At 64.5% G+C, this 16,506-nt stretch carries 16 protein-coding genes and 4 pseudogenes; 9 read left to right on the top strand and 11 right to left on the bottom strand.

Annotated elements, in window-relative coordinates; translation table 11 throughout:
- The first annotated feature begins 28 nt into the window (after nucleotides 1–28).
- Nucleotides 29–1,342, top strand: a complete 1,314-nt coding sequence (locus tag EZH22_RS23670) for a lipopolysaccharide biosynthesis protein (RefSeq protein ID WP_203192843.1) — start codon at nucleotides 29–31, stop codon at nucleotides 1,340–1,342.
- Nucleotides 1,343–1,437: 95 nt separating this feature from the next.
- Here EZH22_RS23670 and EZH22_RS23665 read toward each other — a convergent pair whose 3' ends face one another.
- On the bottom strand, nucleotides 1,438–1,875 hold the full coding sequence (locus EZH22_RS23665; RefSeq protein ID WP_231711116.1) for a plasmid pRiA4b ORF-3 family protein: 438 nt from the start codon (nucleotides 1,873–1,875) through the stop codon (nucleotides 1,438–1,440).
- Here EZH22_RS23665 and EZH22_RS23660 point away from each other — a divergent pair.
- Nucleotides 1,770–2,201, top strand: a pseudogene (locus EZH22_RS23660) (IS66 family transposase); the annotation flags it as partial. The gene EZH22_RS23665 and the pseudogene EZH22_RS23660 sit on opposite strands and share 106 nt — an antisense overlap.
- A gap of 199 nt (nucleotides 2,202–2,400) precedes the next feature.
- On the opposite strand, the gene tnpB reads toward EZH22_RS23660, so the two are convergent.
- The 4 genes and pseudogenes from tnpB to EZH22_RS23635 form a co-directional block, all read right to left on the bottom strand.
- Nucleotides 2,401–2,748 carry an IS66 family insertion sequence element accessory protein TnpB gene (gene tnpB, locus EZH22_RS23650; protein WP_203192842.1) on the bottom strand — a complete coding sequence of 116 codons (348 nt, stop codon included), beginning with the start codon at nucleotides 2,746–2,748 and terminating at the stop codon, nucleotides 2,401–2,403.
- Nucleotides 2,745–3,140, bottom strand: a complete 396-nt coding sequence (gene tnpA / locus EZH22_RS23645) for an IS66-like element accessory protein TnpA (protein ID WP_203192841.1) — start codon at nucleotides 3,138–3,140, stop codon at nucleotides 2,745–2,747. The genes tnpB and tnpA overlap by 4 nt, the downstream gene beginning before the upstream one ends.
- Before the next feature lie 80 nt (nucleotides 3,141–3,220).
- Nucleotides 3,221–3,370 (bottom strand): annotated as a pseudogene (locus tag EZH22_RS23640) (IS630 family transposase); the annotation flags it as partial.
- A gap of 139 nt (nucleotides 3,371–3,509) precedes the next feature.
- The gene (locus EZH22_RS23635) at nucleotides 3,510–4,691 is read right to left on the bottom strand and encodes a glycosyltransferase family 4 protein (RefSeq protein WP_203192840.1); all 1,182 of its coding nucleotides are present in this window, start codon (nucleotides 4,689–4,691) and stop codon (nucleotides 3,510–3,512) included.
- 655 nt (nucleotides 4,692–5,346) lie between these two features.
- On the opposite strand from EZH22_RS23635, the pseudogene EZH22_RS23630 reads away from it, so the two are divergent.
- Nucleotides 5,347–5,583: pseudogene (locus EZH22_RS23630) on the top strand (transposase); the annotation flags it as partial.
- A 279-nt stretch (nucleotides 5,584–5,862) separates the two neighbouring features.
- On the opposite strand, the gene EZH22_RS23625 reads toward EZH22_RS23630, so the two are convergent.
- A complete protein-coding gene (locus EZH22_RS23625) occupies nucleotides 5,863–6,876 on the bottom strand; it encodes an IS110 family RNA-guided transposase (protein ID WP_231711575.1) in 1,014 nt (337 codons plus the stop codon).
- Nucleotides 6,877–6,959: 83 nt separating this feature from the next.
- Between EZH22_RS23625 and EZH22_RS23620 the strand changes: the two are divergent.
- The 5 genes and pseudogenes from EZH22_RS23620 to EZH22_RS32005 form a co-directional block, all read left to right on the top strand.
- Nucleotides 6,960–7,853: pseudogene (locus EZH22_RS23620) on the top strand (IS3 family transposase); the annotation flags it as partial.
- Between the two features lie 523 nt (nucleotides 7,854–8,376).
- Complete coding sequence (locus EZH22_RS23615) at nucleotides 8,377–8,667, top strand: ribbon-helix-helix domain-containing protein (RefSeq protein ID WP_203192838.1); 291 nt, start codon at nucleotides 8,377–8,379, stop codon at nucleotides 8,665–8,667.
- The gene (locus EZH22_RS23610; protein WP_203192837.1) at nucleotides 8,654–8,977 is read left to right on the top strand and encodes a type II toxin-antitoxin system RelE/ParE family toxin; all 324 of its coding nucleotides are present in this window, start codon (nucleotides 8,654–8,656) and stop codon (nucleotides 8,975–8,977) included. Before EZH22_RS23615 ends, EZH22_RS23610 begins: the two co-directional genes overlap by 14 nt.
- A 488-nt stretch (nucleotides 8,978–9,465) precedes the next feature.
- Nucleotides 9,466–10,002: a sulfite exporter TauE/SafE family protein gene (locus tag EZH22_RS23605; RefSeq protein ID WP_231711115.1), complete on the top strand. Its 537-nt coding sequence runs from the start codon at nucleotides 9,466–9,468 to the stop codon at nucleotides 10,000–10,002.
- Entirely contained in the window at nucleotides 9,996–10,217 is a 222-nt protein-coding gene (locus EZH22_RS32005; protein WP_231711114.1) for a hypothetical protein, read from the top strand. The genes EZH22_RS23605 and EZH22_RS32005 overlap by 7 nt, the downstream gene beginning before the upstream one ends.
- A gap of 81 nt (nucleotides 10,218–10,298) precedes the next feature.
- Here EZH22_RS32005 and EZH22_RS23600 read toward each other — a convergent pair whose 3' ends face one another.
- On the bottom strand, nucleotides 10,299–10,661 hold the full coding sequence (locus EZH22_RS23600) for a hypothetical protein (RefSeq protein WP_203192836.1): 363 nt from the start codon (nucleotides 10,659–10,661) through the stop codon (nucleotides 10,299–10,301).
- A gap of 387 nt (nucleotides 10,662–11,048) precedes the next feature.
- On the opposite strand from EZH22_RS23600, the gene EZH22_RS23595 reads away from it, so the two are divergent.
- Entirely contained in the window at nucleotides 11,049–11,423 is a 375-nt protein-coding gene (locus tag EZH22_RS23595) for a hypothetical protein (RefSeq protein WP_203192835.1), read from the top strand.
- 69 nt (nucleotides 11,424–11,492) lie between these two features.
- On the opposite strand, the gene EZH22_RS23590 is transcribed toward EZH22_RS23595, so the two are convergent.
- The 4 genes from EZH22_RS23590 to EZH22_RS23575 form a co-directional block, all read right to left on the bottom strand.
- Entirely contained in the window at nucleotides 11,493–12,995 is a 1,503-nt protein-coding gene (locus tag EZH22_RS23590; protein WP_203192834.1) for an amino acid permease, read from the bottom strand.
- Nucleotides 12,996–13,113: 118 nt separating this feature from the next.
- A complete protein-coding gene (eutC, locus tag EZH22_RS23585) occupies nucleotides 13,114–13,890 on the bottom strand; it encodes an ethanolamine ammonia-lyase subunit EutC (protein ID WP_203192833.1) in 777 nt (258 codons plus the stop codon).
- Nucleotides 13,887–15,275, bottom strand: a complete 1,389-nt coding sequence (locus EZH22_RS23580; protein ID WP_203192832.1) for an ethanolamine ammonia-lyase subunit EutB — start codon at nucleotides 15,273–15,275, stop codon at nucleotides 13,887–13,889. The genes eutC and EZH22_RS23580 overlap by 4 nt, the downstream gene beginning before the upstream one ends.
- Before the next feature lie 107 nt (nucleotides 15,276–15,382).
- Nucleotides 15,383–16,294, bottom strand: coding sequence for an amino acid ABC transporter substrate-binding protein (locus EZH22_RS23575; RefSeq protein WP_203192831.1), 912 nt, complete (start codon nucleotides 16,292–16,294; stop codon nucleotides 15,383–15,385).
- Nucleotides 16,295–16,506 lie beyond the last annotated feature (212 nt).

The raw sequence follows: 16,506 nt of genomic DNA, 5'->3' as shown, positions 1-16,506 counted from the left end.
ATTCTTTGTCGGGCAAGGATTCTGGGAATTGACTAGAAAGCTTCCCATCGGTCCCATGGCCCGAAACTTGTTTGCCACAGCGGGCGTGCAGATCGTCGTGGCGCTTCTCTCGCTGATTTCGGGGCCCTTGCAGGCCCGTGGCCTTGGCCCTGAAGGGCGTGGGCAGTTGGCGGTTGTCTTGGTCATCGGTCAGATCGCCGCATTCCTTAGCGATGCGGGAACGCTCGGCTACGTTATTCGCGAACGCGCTCGTGGGCGCCCCCGAGGTGTGCTGATCGGCTCGGTCCTCCCAATCCTCGCCGTTTCGTTTGCGTTATGGGCGATTGCGGCGTGGCCGTTGGCCCTGGTGTTCGGAAAAGGCGATCCGACGCTTACGATTATGATCCTAGCACAATTAACGCTATTGCCGTTTACCGCAGCCACCCAATTGGGTAGCGGAGTCGCGCTCGCCGAAGAACGATGGCGGATCATGATGATCATTCGCCTCACTGTTGCTGTCGTTCCGGTGTTGGGGCTCCTGGTTTTGTTCCTTTCGGACCGCATGAGCGTCCAATCCGCTTGCATTTGCTATTTTGTAGCGACGATTATCGCTGCAATCCCGGCTTTGGCTCTGTGCTTGAGATCGCGTCCACTTGTCTTTAGCTGGTCGATTACGCTGGACGCTTGGCGGTTCGGTCGCGTGTCGATGCTGACCATCCTCATTACAATGGGCAACACGCGCGCCGATGTCCTGATCGTTTCCCAATTTCTGTCTCTTCGGGATGCGGGCCTCTACGCCGTCGCATCCATCCTGGCTAGCATGCCATTGATGCTGACTAGCGCCGTGGCTCAATCGCTCTCGCGGCGTCTTTCGCTCAGCAGCCTCGGCGCAGAGACCGCCCGCGCATCTCGCCTTCTATTGCTCGTCATGGCCGTGATCTGCATCGGTGTTGCAGGTGCTGCTCCATTCGTTTTGCCTTGGTTATTCGGGTCTGCCTTTCGAGAGTCGGTGCCCATTCTGTGGATCCTCCTCTTCGGCACCTTGTGCGCTTCCCCGTCCAATTTCTTGGGTTACGCAACGTCTCTGGCTGGTCATCCCAAGAGTGCGGCCTTCGCCCAACTTATTGGCGTAGTTGTCATGGCGGTTACGATGATCTTCCTCGTGCCGGCGTGGGGACTAATCGGAGCGGCCATCGGTAGCGCACTGAGTTATGCGGCATCCGCCGGCGTTCTATTGCGGAATGCTCACGGTACTTCCGGAATTCAATGGTGTTCTTATATCATCCCGACCGCGCGCGATGTGCGAGATGTTGTTTTGTTGATAAGGCGTAAATTGTCAATCGTGTTTGGACGCCCTTTGTGATCCACGCCCTTTGAATTGTAAGCCGCGCCCTGACTCCACCTTTCGTCAGCGAGGCTGTAACCCTCCGGCGAGGGCCACGGCTGTTACCGGTCTGATCAGTTAATCTGGCCACGGCTTTTGGCGAACGCGGCTTTGCCGATGGCGCGGCGTCGGGCGAGCTTTTCGATGCGCGCCCGGATAACGTCCTCGTCGATAAGAGCCGGATCGAATGGCGCACCATGCCAGCGCATGAGTTCGTCATGCTCCTCATGGCTGGGATCGGCGATGGCTTCGAGGAAGAGTTCGAAGCCTGGGAGCCCGCCGACATCCTCGGGCGGCGCGCGGCGGGCACCATCGATGTAGCGAGGATAATCCATGGCGGGATCGGCCGCGGCGGTCGCCTCGATCGTGATCGTGTGCCGCCAGTCGTCGCCGAAGTCATAGGTGTACCGGCCGGGCCTGGGTGTATGTGCGCGACGATCGGCCCTTCGGGGGCGCCGATCCGCCGGCGGTGCTGTTCCGGGCCTTCCACGACCGCTCGGGCGATCATCCACAGGAGCATCTGACGCGCTTCGCCGGCATCCTGCAGGCCGACGCCTATGCCGGCTATAATCGGTTGCTTGTGCCCGACCGCCAGCCGGGGCCGATCGTCGAGGCGCTGTGCTGGGCTCATGCACGCCGCAAGTTCTTTGAGCTTGCCGATATCGCTGCGAACCGCCGGCGCGGACGCAATGCCGCACCGATCTCACCGATTGCCTTCGAGGTCGTCGCCCGCATCGACGCGCTCTTCAACATCGAGCGCGAGATCAATGGCCTCGATCCCGATCAGCGTCGAGCCGTTCGTCAGGAGCGTAGTGCGCCCCTCGTCGCCGAGCTTGAGCTTCTCGATCGTCAGCTTGAGGTGGGCGATCACCGCCTCGACGGAGGAGGCTGCGGCCTCGGCCTCGATCCGCTTGGCGCGTTCGGCCAGGATCATCGCATGCGCCGCCGCCAGGTCCGCGGGCAGCGAGGGCGATGCGGCGGGCGTGCTCATGGGAGCTATGGAATCACAGCCCATTGCAAACGCAAGGCGAAAAGCATCAGCCGACGGAGGTCGGGCGCCAGGCTTCCACCGGATTGCGCCAGTCGATCCCGGAGAGAAGATAACCCATCTGCGCCGGCGAGATGGCGACCACCCCGTCCGCCGGCGAGGGCCACAGGAAGCGGCCGCGCTCCAGTCGACGCACGTACAGGTTCGCCGCCTGTCCGTCGTGCCAGATGATCTTGACGAGGTCGCCGCGCCGTCCGCGGAAGCAGAAGATATGGCCGCCAAGCGGGTCTCGCCTCAGGACCTCCTGCACTTGCAACGCCAGGGAGGCGAAGCCCTTGCGCATATCCGTGTGGCCTGTCGCCAGCCAGACCTTCACGCCGACCGGGATAGGGATCATCGCGCCCTCAGGGCGGCGATCGCATCGCGCAGCGTTCGGCCATCCACGTCGCCCTCCAGCCGCAGCCGGTCGCCAGAAGCCAGTTCAATCTCGATGCGGCCCTCGCGACGAGCCTTACGCTTACGCGGCGATGGCTCGTCCAGGGGTGAAACGGTCTCCATCGGCGGCTCCACCGTCACCGGCAGGAAGGCTGGCAACTGGGGCGTGACCCGTTCGCAGAGCTGCTTGCGCCAACGGAAGAGCTGGCTCACATGCACCCCCGCCGAGCGAGCGATCTCGGAAGCTGAAGCCCCGGGCTCCAGTGCCAGCGCCACCAGCCGCTCCTTCTCGGTCCGCGGCCAGCGCCGGCGCCACTCCACCGAGGTGATCACCTCCACCCGAGACAGCGTCATATGACTACTCCTAGGATTACCCCTAGGACTCACGTCATCGCCGCCCCTCCGCAAGGCGGCCCTCGCCGGATGGGTACGGTCATGATGGCGTGGGTCCCGGCGCCGTCGGCGCTCAGGAGCACGATCCGGGCGCGCCAGACGTGTTTCTGCGAGGTGTTGCGATCCGCAACCAGGGCGAGGAGCCGTTGCCGGCCCGCCTCGCCGAGAATGATCGTGATCCCGTTGCGCATGCGCCAGACAAGCACAGGCCCGCGTCAAACGGAATCCACCACCGGACTCTTCCGTCTCGGTCAATCCACCAGGCACGCGTCGTCCGTCTTCATGATCGACGGACTTTACTCAAATCTGGAGGAGGATCAGGGGCTCAGGTCACGTGTGCTTACGCGGCCGGGATGTTTCATCAATGACGGCATTGATAGCAGCCACGCTTCCTGCGAGGGAAAAGCGCTGACGTGCCGCTAGCTGAGATGCCTCTCCTATAGTACGGGAAAGGTCTCGCGAGGCGACTAGCCTACCTATGGTTGACGCTAATTCATCAACGCTTCCAGGCGTTACTAGGAATCCCGTTTCGCCATCGTTTATGATCTCGGAAACACCGCCCGCTCGCGTAGCGACCACCGGACGTCCAGCAAGCATGCCCTCGACGACCACGCGTCCGAACGGCTCGGGTGCGATGGAAGTGTGAACGACAACGTCGACCGCCTTCATGAGGCGCGGCACGTCGGATCGGAAGCCGAGAAAATGGCAGCGCCCGCTGAGACCTAGCGCATTGACCTGATGGCGCAGCTTTTCCTCGTAAGCATGTTCCTCGAACAAAGCTCCGCCGACCAGAATCGCATGGAGATTGGGGAGCGCCCGCAAGGCGTCGATCAACACATGCTGGCCCTTCCATTCGGCCAATCTGCTGAAGACGCCGACGATGCGTTGATCCATCAGGCCAAGCTCTGCTCTTAGGCTCGTGCGCGCCTGATCCGCGTCAATGGAGTCGAATGGCGTGCAGTCAATGCCATTGTGGATTACCCTTACATCGGCCGTTCCACCAGCGACGTAAAATGCATTGGCTGTGGCCTGCGAATTCGCGATGATACAAGCTGCTGTACGATTAGCGAGGCCGACCGCCATTGTGCGCATGGCTCCAGCGAAATGATCGGATGTGAGAATATCGCGCAAATGCCAGATCAGTGGGCGGCGGACCAAGATAGCTGCGCATGCGGCAATGATGAATGCCTTCTGCGTATTTGCGTAGATGAGATCCGACTTGCGGGCGCGTCCGGCTAATGTCAGGATCACCCGCGCGAGATCGGGAGCAGCCAAAAGTGCATCTCCAACTCCGCTGCCACGGGTGATTCGCCTACTGCCGTCGAACGGGATCACGACAACTGGCACGCCCACTTCAGCTAGTCGGCTTCGAAAGGGGCCCTCGGCGAATAGGACGACTGATGAAGGGCGAGGGCGAAGCCGCACAATATCGAGCAAAGACAGTTCGGCGCCGCCGAGCTCTCCGGCCTGATCGACGAACAAAACGGATGCTTCGGAAGGAAGATGTGACAACAGCCTATCCCCAGTTTGTATTGGAGCCAAAGGAGAAAACCCCGCCATAATCATGTTGGAAGGCCCATTCGGAGTACCAACGACATTGGTGCCGTTCTCGACATGTCGCCATGATTAGGAAGAGGTGGCGAGGTCCCACTACGGCTCCAATTTCGATAAGTGCGTTGTTGCCGATGGCCGTCGATGACCTGATCCGTAGGCAGCGTTTAGGGAAGCGCAGGGACGCCAGGCGGTTGGTGATCGGGAACTCACGGTGCTCGTCTAGGTTGCTGGCTACATGTACGACCTGACTCCTGCGCATCGTGCCAAACGGTAAGATAAAGATCCACCAGGAGACCCGCTGGGGCCGCCGAGCGCAGCAGCCATATCGGTTCGGAACATCTCTAAATCAACCAATGGACTGAACGACTCGAGCTGATCACCGAATTCGGCAGCCGATCCCCCGTACCAAACCGCCTCACGTCCCATCCATTGCTTCGCTCCCTCTACGCTGCATCCCATCGAAGCACAAAACGCCCCAAACGGCGAGCCTGTTTGAGGTGGGGTGGATGCCCCTTCAGCGCGCCGTATTGTGCCTGAGCAACGCCCGCGGCGGTGAACCGCCCCTAGATTCCTGGACGCCTTCTTCCCTAAATTTTTAGGCAAGGAGGCCCCGATGGGCAAAGCGAACTTCACCGAGGACTTCAAGCGCGACGCGGTCGTTCAGATCACCGAACGGGGCTATCCGGTTGCGGAGGTGGCGGCCCGGCTGGGGATCAGCAAGTACTCGCTCTACGAGTGGAGGAAACGGTACGGCAAGCCTGCTGCCGTGGCCCGCGATGACGATCAGGCCGCTGAGGTCCGCAGGCTGAAGCGCGAGTTGCAGCGCGTGACGGAGGAGCGCGACATCCTAAACGTATGGCCCGCCCCGTCCGCAACGTATGGCCCGCCCCGTCCGCAAGGGGGATGTCAAAGATGGCAAGATGGTCTGCATCAACGTATCCGGTCTCAAGGCTGAAGCCTTGGCCAAGATGGATATCCGCGCAGCCTGATCCTCATAAAAGCGCCGGTGCCGAGCACCACATTTAGGATCAGGTTTTCAGGCTGCCGGTACGACCTGTTATGCCCTCTTTACTTCATCTCTCGCAGACATCTTGAGCGTGCGGCGTTTCTCGCCCGCTGTTCCGGGTGATTAGGCGGCGGCAAGCGCCTGCCGATCGAAGTCCTTCTGCGTGTGCAACACCGCCCAGGCGATGCGCGCCAGCTTCGCCGCCAGCGCCACGACCACGACATTGGGATGCGCGCGGGTCAGCATGGTCTGCAGCCAAGTGCCCAACGGGTTCGGCTTCGCCGCGAGATGTGGCATAGCGGCTCGGGCACCGTGAATCAGCTGCTTGCGCAAATAGCCGTTCCCGCGTTTGCTAATCCCGAGAAGTTTCGTCTTGCCTCCGGTCGAGTGTTGCCGAGGCGTCAGGCCGAGCCAAGCGGCCAGATCCCTTGCCTTGGCGAAGGCGCTCCCGTCGCCGATGGCCGCCAGCAATGCAGTCGCGTTGATGACGCCGATGCCGGGGATCGTCGCCAGTCGCCGAGCCTGTTCATCCTCACGGGTCAGCGCGGCGAGCTCATCGTCATAGGCCTTGATCTTTTGGTCGAGCCCCGCCCATTCCTTGTGGAGGTCAGCCAATAACGTGCGTGTACGCGCACTGACAGCCGGATCGCCGGCCATGAGCTCTTCGAGGCGACGCATCAGGTTGACACGACCCTTTGGCAGGACGATGCCGCGCTCAAGCAGTACCGCCCGCAACTGGTTGATCAGCGCGGTGCGCGCGTTCACCAGCCGCTCCCGCACCCGGTGCAGGATCTGCAGATCGAGCTGAGCTTCGCTCTTCAGCGAGACAAAGCGCATCGTTGGCCGTGTCGCCGCTTCGGCGATCGCCTCGGCGTCACGGTCGTCGGTCTTCTGCGCCTTGACATAGGGCTGCACATATTCCGGCGAAATCAGCCGGATCGCGTGCCCATGCAAAGCCAGCGTCCGGCCGAGAAAATGCGCGCCGCAACACGCCTCCATCGCAATGACGCATGCCGGCAACGTCGCCGCGAATGCCACGATCGCATCGCGTGTCAACCGCTTGCGCATAACCACGGCACCGGTCGCGTCCATGCCTGCCAAGCTGCAGCTATTCTTGCCCAGATCGATCCCGAGCACGGCGATGGGGGCTTCGTCATCGGTCCTCTCCTCCAAATCCGACATCGTCATCATGCCGGGAAGTGAGGGGCGGGCCATTCCATAAAAGCGGCCGCGTACTTCGGAGCGGCCTCCCGATGAAGTTCGGGTTCGTCGATGAGCATCGCGCTGTGTGGCCGGTCCGTGTGATGTGCGAGGCCCTGGGGCTGTCGGCCAGCGGCTACTATGCCTGGCGTGCCCGGCCGGAGAGTTCGCGCGCCCAGACCAACCGGGCGCTCACCAATGATATCCGGCTGATCCATGCCGAGAGTAGCGGGACCTATGGTGCCCCGCGGATCCATGCGGTCTTGTGGGGGCACGGTCGGCGCGTGGGCCGTTCCCGGATCGAGCGGCTGATGCGCCGCGCCGGCATCCGGGGCCTGGCCGCCTTGCCACGGCGCACGCGGACGACCGACAGCCGCCATTCCTATCCGATCGCTCCCAACAGGCTCGCCCGCAATTTCAGGACCTCCGCGCCGAACCAGATCTGGCTGGCGGACCTCACCTACATCCCCACCGGCGAGGGCTGGCTCTACCTCGCCGGCGTACTCGACATGCACACCCGCAAGCTGGTCGGTTGGTCCATGCGCGAGACATTGCATACCCAGATCGCGCTTGAGGCCCTCGCCATGGCCATTGAGCGCCAGAGGCCGCCGCCCGGCCTGATCCACCACTCAGATCGTGGCATTCAATACGCTGCCGAGGCCTACCGTGGGGCACTTGCCGCAGCGGGCATCACCCCATCCATGAGCCGCAAGGGCGATTGCTGGGACAATGCGCCCATGGAGAGCTTCTTCCACACCCTGAAAACCGAGCGCGTCCATCATCGCCTCTATGCCACCAGGGCCGAGGCGCGACGGGACCTGTTCGGGTACATAGAGGGCTTCTACAATTCCTGCCGCCTGCACTCGGCCCTCGGCTATATCAGCCCAGCCGAGATGGAACGCAGAGCGGCTTAACCCCGTCCACTTTTTCGGGGGAAGATCAGAAGCGCAAGGCCGAGGAGGAACGGCTTGAACGCGAGCGGCTGGCCGCGTTGGCGAAAGCCAAAATTGACAGACTGCGCCGCGACGCAGAGGCGTGGCGTGCTTCGGCTGATATCCGTGCTTACGTCGCAGCCGCCTTGGGCACGGTAGGGGAGGGGGACAAGGAGAGGGCGGAAGCTTGGGCACTCTGGGCGTTCGGTGTCGCCGATTCGATTGACCCTCTGGCGTCCGGGAGGGCTGCCGCACGCATCCGCCATTTCCATGACTCGAACGCGCCCGGCTTGAATGAAGCTGATTTCAACGCCCTTTTGGACCGGGGCCTTGAGATCGGTGCCAAGGACAGGTGAACGGCCCGCCCTCGAAGTTCCCGCCCCCGGAACGGTTCGGAGCAAAACAGACGCCCGTTGATGGGAGTATTCACGTGAAATTAATGTAAAATAAGGTTGTGTCAGGTAGGATTTTATCCTACCCTATAAGGCAAGTAGGAGGGCTTGCCGTGCCAAATGCCGAGAAGGTCAGCGTCACCATGACGCCAGAAATGATGCAGGCGATCCGGGAAAGCGTGGAGTCCGGAGAGTTTGCGAGCACCAGCGAAGCCATGCGCGATGCAGTGCGGGTGTGGCGGCGCGAACGGTTGGAGTTCGCCGAGCGGCTTGAGGCCGTGCGTGCTCGCGTGCAGCGGTCAATGAACGATCCCCGCCCCAGCGTGTCGGCCGACGATGCGGACGGCGCGATGGCGCGCTTCATGAAAGCCGAGCAAGAAGCAGCCAAGCGTGCGGCGCGTTAGTGTTTCCTATCGCCCCGAGGCGATCGAGGACCTGCAGCAAATCTATCGCTTCATCGCCGAAGCCAGCCAAAGTCACCGGGTCGCCGCAGGGTTCGTGGAACGGATCATGCAACGATGCCGCGCGATCGGAGATGTGCCGAACGGGGGCCGCTCTCGAGACGATCTGCACCCAGGATTGCGCACCGTCCCTTTTGAGAAGTCGGCCATCATTGCCTATGTTGTGCCCGGCCAGGTGGAAATCACGAACATTTTCTGCGGGGGGCGGGACTATGAGGCGCTCTATCCCTCCGCTGGTGAGCGCGAAAAATAGGTGCCTGCCGAGGAGATAGCTGAAGCTTGGGCATCCTGGCGCTCGGCCGCGCCGATTCGATTGACCCTTTGGTATCCGGAAGGGCTGCCGAACGCGTCTTGGCCTCGGCACGAATGAGGGCTCGCCTCGGCAATGCGTTGTCCGAGGTGCTTGATTCTTAGGCACCAATCGATATGGTTGAAAAGCTCATCGAATCAGTATGTGGAATGAAGGTGCCCGCGGCGGAGCCGGGGGCTAGCAGGTGCGTCATTTACACAAAAATTTACACACGACACATTTTTTGGAGCAGAAAATACATAAATATCAACAAGTTAGGAGAATTATAAAAAGACTTAAAATCCCTCGCCCGCAAGGGCTTGCGGGTTCGATCCCCGCCGCCCACACCATCCGCCGTTCTCCGGGAATCGGACGTGGACCACCCTGGCGGGCGTCGCCGGCGCCCTGCCGGTTCGGTCGGGTGAGCGCCTGGGGCAGGGGAGTTGTGAAGCGTGATCCTCGACCCGGGTTTCTATCTTGCGGCGGTGCCGGCAACCATCCTGGTCGGCCTGTCAAAGGGCGGCTTCACCGGCCTTTCCATCCTTGCCCAGCCGTTGCTGGCGCTGGTCATGTCGCCGGTGCAGGCGGCGGCGATCCTGCTTCCGGTGCTCATCGTGCAGGATGTGGTGAGCGTCTACGCCTATTGGCGCCGCTGGAGCCGGGAGGAACTGGTCCGGACGCTGCCGTTCGCCATGGTCGGCATCACGCTCGGCTACCTGCTGGCGGCGTCGGTGTCCGACCAGGCCGTCACCATGGGCATCGGCGTACTGTCCCTCGCCGAAGCGGCGCGCCGGCTGCTCACCGCCCGCCTGCGCCGTCCCGCCGGAACCGCCGGTCAGCTCTCGGCCGCCGTCTGGTCCGCCATGGCCGGCTTCACCAGCATGATCGCCAATGCCGGCGGACCGCCGCTGATGATCTACCGCTGCGCCGGCCGCGCCTTGCGCCCCAGCAGTTCGCCGCGACGTCTACGGCGTTCTTCGCCGTGGTGAACTGGGTGAAGGTGCCCTTCTTCCTCGCCCTCGGGCAGATTTCCGGCGCCAACCTGGCCACCTCGGCGGTCCTGCTGCCGGTGGCGGTCCTCGCCACCGCCGCCGGCGTGCAACTGGTGGCACGCGTGCCGGCGGAGCGGTTCTTCGGCCTGATCTACCTGATCCTTGCCGCAGTGGGTGCGAAGCTCGTCTATGACGGGCTCGCCAGCTTCTGATCCAGCGGAGCCGGACTGTGAATGGCCGAGGATAACGGTCGGGGCCCCTCAGAACCCCGGCAGCTCAGATACGGGCCGGCCTCAGGCGGCGCGAGCGTAGGGCGGCTGGGCCTCAGGGGCGGCGTCCGCCTGGGTCGCGGTGAGCAGGCGGCCCCGCACCAGCTCCGCCACCTCGAGCAGTTCGTTGTTCCAGGCCAGCGCCGACTGCTGCAGGAAGGCCGCTTCGCGGGAAAGCGCCGCGGAGGGGTTCTGCTCCCTGGAGAGGTCGGCCAGAAGCTGCACCTGCTCCTGCATCTGCCGTCCCACGAACTGCTGGACATGGGAGCTGACGGCCAGCGGGCAGTCGAAGAAGCAGTTCTTCCACAGCGCGATCGGCCACGCCATGGACGGCGTGTTAGCGCTGAAGGCGCGCGCGAGACCCTGGAACATCACGGAATCGTTCATGATTTTCTCTCCCTTGGTCGATGGCCCCCGAGCCGTGCACGCGGAATGGGCGCTTCTACCTGTCAACAGGTTTTCGTTTTTGTGACGAGCCGGCCTTGCGAAAGGTCAAATGCGGGACCGATGTGATGCGCAAAGCTGGTCTTCGACCTGATCATCTCCTGCGCTGACAGGGAGAGACGCCATGTCATTTTCGCACGCATGGGCGAGCGCGAAAACCCGGCGCGATGAGGTCAGCCCCCGCCGGCCGAAGGGAACGCCCTTTCTGGCGGCCTCATCCGGGGCTAAAGCAATGATGGCGTGGCGTGGAATCAGCCGCCGTCAACAAATCGTGAGCACCCGCACGGGTCGCCACCACAGTCAGGCTCGCATGTCCGGGGAGACAGACGCATGTCCCAGTTGCCGCACGGCTTTCGCCAGATCCGCATGGAGCTCGCCCGCGAAAAGGAGCATCCGGAGGGGTCACGCAATTTCGGCTACAGCTTCGTAGCGCCGCTCGATGCGGCAGGCCGCATCGATCCCGTCTTGTGGACGAAGCATCGGGAGGCCTGCCGGGTGGTCAAGTTCCGCCCCGACGAGGCGGACGAGGTGGGTCACCTGGTGCGGCGGCCGGGGGGCAGCTGGGCTTTCCGCTACGATATTGCCGGAACCGACGACGACGAGGCCGGCTACCGCTTCGGCGACGAACGCTTCGAGGTGGGCGAGTATGTCTCGGTCCACGAGGATGACGAGATGCACACCTTCCGGGTGGTGTCCGTCGAGTAGCCGCGATCGAATGAGCCTGAACCGCCAGCGTTCGACGGCCCGCCCGCACCGGGCGGGCCGTCGTTCGGTTCAGTAGCTCTTGTACTCCGCCGTGCCCTTGGAGAGGGCGAACTCCTCCTCCGGCGAGAGCACCAGCTTGTGACGGCCGATGAGGGCGAAATAGGCGATGCCCACGGCGAACCAGATGGCCACCCCGAGCACCCCGTTGCGGTACACCGGATCGGACAGCTGGAAGTAGACCGTGACCAGGGCGATCACGATGGTCAGCGCCGCGCCGGTGATGCCGAAGGGGCTCTTATAGGGCCGGGCGATGTCCGGCATGTTCCTGCGCATGAGGATGAAGGACACCGCCTGCATGATGTAGGAGAGCATGGCGCCGAACACGGCCATGTTCAGCAGGGTGCCGCCGATGGCCGCCGCGCCCGCCTCCGCGCCCAGCGCGAACCAGATGGCCAGCATGATCACGAGGCCCACCACCGCGCCCGCCACCATGGCCACGTGCGGTGTCTTGCGCCCGCCATGGGTGACGGACAGCCCGCGCGGGAAATAGCCGGCCCGCGACAGCGAGTAGATCTGCCGGCCCTGCGCATAGATGATGGTGTGGAAGGAGGCGATGAGCCCGATCACCGCCACGAAGGCGAGCAGCCGGGCGAGCCCGTCGCCATAGATGGCCTTGAAGCCGTCGAGCAGCGGCTCGAGCGACGTGGACAGGCCGAAGGAGCCGTTTGCCACCGATGAGTTGAGCCACAGGATCATGAAGGCGGAGACGATGAGGGTCGCCATGCCCAGCATGATGCCCTTGGGCATGTCGGTTTTCGGATCCACCGATTCTTCGGCCGCCAGCGGCAGCTGTTCGATGGCGAGGAACAGCCACACGGCAAAGGGCAGGGCGGCGAGCGCTCCGCCGAGGCCGAAGGGCAGGAACGGGCCCCCCCCATTGGGCAGCTCCACCGCCGCGCCGTCCGGGCCGACGCCGATGTTCAGCGCCCAGCGCGAGAAGTTCGCCACCGGCAGCGCGCTCACCCAGAAGGCGACGAGGCAGGCCAGCGCCGCCAGGGTCACCACCAGCGTGACGCGGAAGGACAGCTCCACGCCGGCGATGTTGAGCCCGACGAAGATGATGTAGCCGAAGATCCAGTAGACCGGCTGGAACGCGGGCGGGGTGCCGAAAATCGAGCCCATGTAGGAGCCGATGAAGGACACCACCACGGCCGGGGTGATCACGTATTCCACGTTCTCGCACAGGCCGGTGACGAAGCCGCCCCACGGTCCCATGGTGGTGCGGGCGAAGGAATAGGCGGCGCCGGTGTGCGGCAGGGCCGGCGACATCTCGGCGATGGAGAAGGTGAGGCCGAGATACATGATGGCGATGATGACCGCGGCGATGAACATGCCGCCCCAGCCGCCGGAGGCGATGCCGAGGTTCCAGCCGGAGAAGTGGCCGGAGATCACCGCGCCGACGCCCAGGGCCCAGAGCGACCACACCCGCGCATGGCGCTTCAAGGCGCGCTGCTCGAAATAGGCGACGTCCACCGTCGTGTAGGTTACGCCGGCCTTCCTGCCATCTGCCATGACACCAGCCCTCCGCGATCGGAGCGCCCGGGCCTTTCCCGGGTCTCCACAGTGACGCAAGGCAACTTTATTGCCAGTTCTGGTATTGACGTAACGTAAGATTGCGGAAATCGTGCCCTCAGTCGGTGCCCAGCCGGGCCGGCGGGCGTCCGCTCTCCAGCAACAGGTCGCTTTCGTCCTTGAGGTCGACGCCGCTGATCCCGCGCCGGAAGGCTTCCCGCAGGTGCCACGCGAGCTTGAAGGCGGCAGCCTCGTAGCCGAGGCCGTCGGGACGCACATTGGAAATGCAGTTGCGCTCGGCGTCCGTCCGGCCGGTCCTGGGGTCGAAGGTCAGATAGAGGCCGAGGCTGTCGGGCGAGGACAGGCCCGGCCGCTCGCCCACCAGCACCACCAGTGCACGGGCCTTGAGCCGTTCGCCCACTTCGTCGCCCAGCGCGACGCGGGCCTGGGTGGCGATCACCACCGGCGCGAGGCTCCAGCCGCGCTCGGCGATCCACGGCCGGAAGGCGGCGAGGAACGGCTTCGTCTGGGCGTGGATGGCGGCGGAGGAGAGGCCGTCGGCCACCACGATTGCGAGGTCCACCTCCGCGCCCGCCGCTGCCGCCAGCCGGTCGCGGCTGTCCTCGCTCAGGCGGCGGCCGAGGTCGGGGCGGCGCAGGTAGACGTCGCGGGCGGGGGCGGCGCTGGAGACGCGCAGGGTGGTGAAGCCGAGGCTCTTCACCTCCTCTTCCACCTTGTCCGCGTCGAAGGGGGTGTGCACGGCATCGCGCGCCTGGGCATGGGCGAGGGCGAAGCGCAGCACCTCCTGCGTGGGCAGGCTCGCGCCGGTGCGGCCGAGGGCGATGCGGGCGGGGGTGTGGCGGGCGAAGCGGAGCCAGGGGTCGCGCTGAATCACGCTGCCCGCTCCGACACATAGCCGAGGAGGGGATGGTGGGCATCGGCGGGCAGGAGGCGCCCGTCCGGCCCGGTGATGTCCATCTTCTCCAGCCACGCCTCGAATTCCGGCGCACGCTTCAGGCCCAGCACCTCGCGGATGTAGAGGGCATCATGGAAGGACGTGGACTGGTAGTTCAGCATCACGTCGTCGGCGCCGGGAATGCCCATGACATAGGTGACACCGGCCACGCCGAGCAGTGTCAACAGGGTGTCCATGTCGTCCTGGTCGGCCTCGGCGTGGTTGGTGTAGCAGACGTCCACCCCGAGCGGCACGCCGAGCAGCTTGCCGCAGAAGTGGTCCTCCAGTCCGGCGCGGATGATCTGCTTGCCGTCATACAGATATTCCGGGCCGATGAAGCCGACGACCGTGTTCACCAGCAGCGGCTCGAAGGCGCGGGCTACGGCATAGGCGCGCGCCTCCAGCGTCTGCTGGTCCACCCCGTGATGGGCGCCGGCCGAGAGGGCCGAGCCCTGGCCGGTCTCGAAATACATGGCGTTCTGGCCCACCGTGCCGCGCTTCAGGGCGCGGACGGCTTCGGTCCCTTCGGCGAGCACTTCCAGGTCGATGCCGAAGGAGCGGTTCGCCCCTTGCGTCCCCGCGATGGACTGGAAGACGAGGTCCACCGGCGCGCCGCGCTCCATCAGGGCGATGGAGGTGGTTATGTGGGTGAGCACGCAGCTCTGGGTGGGGATCTCGAACCGCGTGATGACCTCGTCCATGAGGTTGAGCAGGCGCTCGATCACCGGAACGCTGTCCGAGGCGGGATTGATGCCGATCACCGCATCGCCGCAGCCGTAGAGCAGGCCGTCGAGGATGGCGGCGGAGACGCCGGCCGCGTCGTCGGTGGGATGGTTGGGCTGGAGCCGCACCGCCATGGTGCCGGGCAGGCCGATGGTGTTGCGGAAGCGCGTGACCACCCGGCACTTCTTCGCCGCCAGGATCAGGTCCTGGTTGCGCATGATCTTGGAGACGGCGGCCGCCATCTCCGGTGTGAGGCCGGGGGCGAGGCGGGCGAGCACCTCGGGGGTTGCCTCATGGGAGAGCAGGAAGTCGCGGAAATCGCCCACCGCCATGGCAGAGACCGGCGCGAAGGCGGCCGTGTCGTGGCTGTCGAGGATGAGGCGGGTCACCTCGTCGCTCTCGTACGGCACCAGCGCCTCGGACAGGAACGCCTTCAGCGGCACTTCCGCAAGGCACATGCGGGCGGCCACGTTCTCCTCGGCGGAGGCGGCGGCGATCCCGGCCAGCATGTCGCCGGAGCGGGGCGGCGTCGCCTTCGCCATGAGGTCCTTCAGATCCGCGAAAACGAAGGATTTCGCGCCGATGCGATGCACGTAGGCCATGGTCGCTCCACGGGTCCTGCTCCACGGCTCCTGTCCCGGGGTCGGGCCGGCCTGCTTTCAGTCCCGTCCTTCCTGCAACAAATATGCCTCAGGGGAAACCGGCATGCTTATTTCGGAACGCCGTTGATGACGAACAGGGCGTTCAGGAACTGGTCGGGGGGAAACTTGCCGAAGCTGCGCGCGTAGATCTCGCGGATCCGCTCGGTGCGGTAGAGGTCGGCCAGGGTCGAATCCACCAGGAGGCGGAAGGCCTGGTCGCCGCGCGGCAAGGCGAGGGCGTAGGTCTCGAAGGTGAAATACTGGTCGGACAGGGTGAGGCCCCGCCCGTTGAGGCTGTTGCTGATGAGATAGTTGAGGATGCCCCGGTCGCCGAAATAGGCGTCGAGCTTGCCGTCGGCGAGCTGGCGCAGGCCGTCCGGATGGTCGGTGACGGTGACGACGTCGGCGGCGATCCTCATCTGGTTCAAGGTGGAACGCAGCGTTTCCTCGGTGGTGGTGCCCTTCAGCACGCCCACCTTCTTGCCCTTCAGGTCCTCCAGCCCCTTCACCGGCGCGCCGCGGGTGACGACGCCTGCGCCGTCGATGAAGGTGGGCAGCGAGAAGTCCACCAGCGCGCGCCGCGACATGGTCATGGAGGTGGGCTCGCACAAGACGTCGATGCGCCCGTCACGCACCGCTTCGAACCGGTCCTCGGCCGTGACCTTGAGGTACTCGATGGGCAGGCTCGGCAGCTTGAGGGCTCGCTTCACGCCGTCGGCGACCTCGCGGCAGAGGTCGACGATGTAGCCGGCCGCCTGGCCGTTGGCGGCGGCGTAGGAATAGGGCGGGGCGAAGTGGCGGTAGCCGATGCGGAACGCCTCTCCGCGCGCCACCCGATCGAGGGTCTGCGCCCCGGCGGGCTGGCCGAGCGCGAGGAGAAGCGCCGCGACAAGGGGCGCGAGGGCAGCCGTGCCCACACCACGACACCGCGCCCGCCCGCCGCGTTCCCGACCCGCCATGCCGCCCTCAACCCCCCGCATCGACCCCTCCTGATCACTTCGGCCAAATCACTCCGGCCAAATCACTCCGGCCAAGGCGCCGGTGGCACCCTCTGGAGCCCGATCCGCCCTGGCTGAGCCGACCTGATCGCAGACGCTGCCTCTCAGAGCCATTCTGGGGGAATTGTCCAGTCCCAGTCGAGAGCCCCCCGCCATGCCCGGGCTTGTCTCGGGCATCCATGCCAAGCCGTCTC

This window comes from Xanthobacter dioxanivorans, assembly GCF_016807805.1.
GTDB classification, from domain to species: Bacteria; Pseudomonadota; Alphaproteobacteria; order Rhizobiales; family Xanthobacteraceae; genus Xanthobacter; species Xanthobacter dioxanivorans.
This window is presented reverse-complemented; position numbering and strand designations above follow the sequence as displayed.

Coding starts and splice junctions, on each gene's coding strand:
- tnpB (WP_203192842.1), bottom strand. CDS start 2,748: ATGATCCCTATCCCGGTCGGCGTGAAGGTCTGGCTGGCGACAGGCCAC.
- tnpA (WP_203192841.1), bottom strand. CDS start 3,140: ATGACGCTGTCTCGGGTGGAGGTGATCACCTCGGTGGAGTGGCGCCGG.
- EZH22_RS23600 (WP_203192836.1), bottom strand. CDS start 10,661: ATGAACGATTCCGTGATGTTCCAGGGTCTCGCGCGCGCCTTCAGCGCT.
- EZH22_RS23595 (WP_203192835.1), top strand. CDS start 11,049: ATGTCCCAGTTGCCGCACGGCTTTCGCCAGATCCGCATGGAGCTCGCC.
- EZH22_RS23590 (WP_203192834.1), bottom strand. CDS start 12,995: ATGGCAGATGGCAGGAAGGCCGGCGTAACCTACACGACGGTGGACGTC.
- EZH22_RS23580 (WP_203192832.1), bottom strand. CDS start 15,275: ATGGCCTACGTGCATCGCATCGGCGCGAAATCCTTCGTTTTCGCGGAT.
- EZH22_RS23575 (WP_203192831.1), bottom strand. CDS start 16,294: ATGCGGGGGGTTGAGGGCGGCATGGCGGGTCGGGAACGCGGCGGGCGG.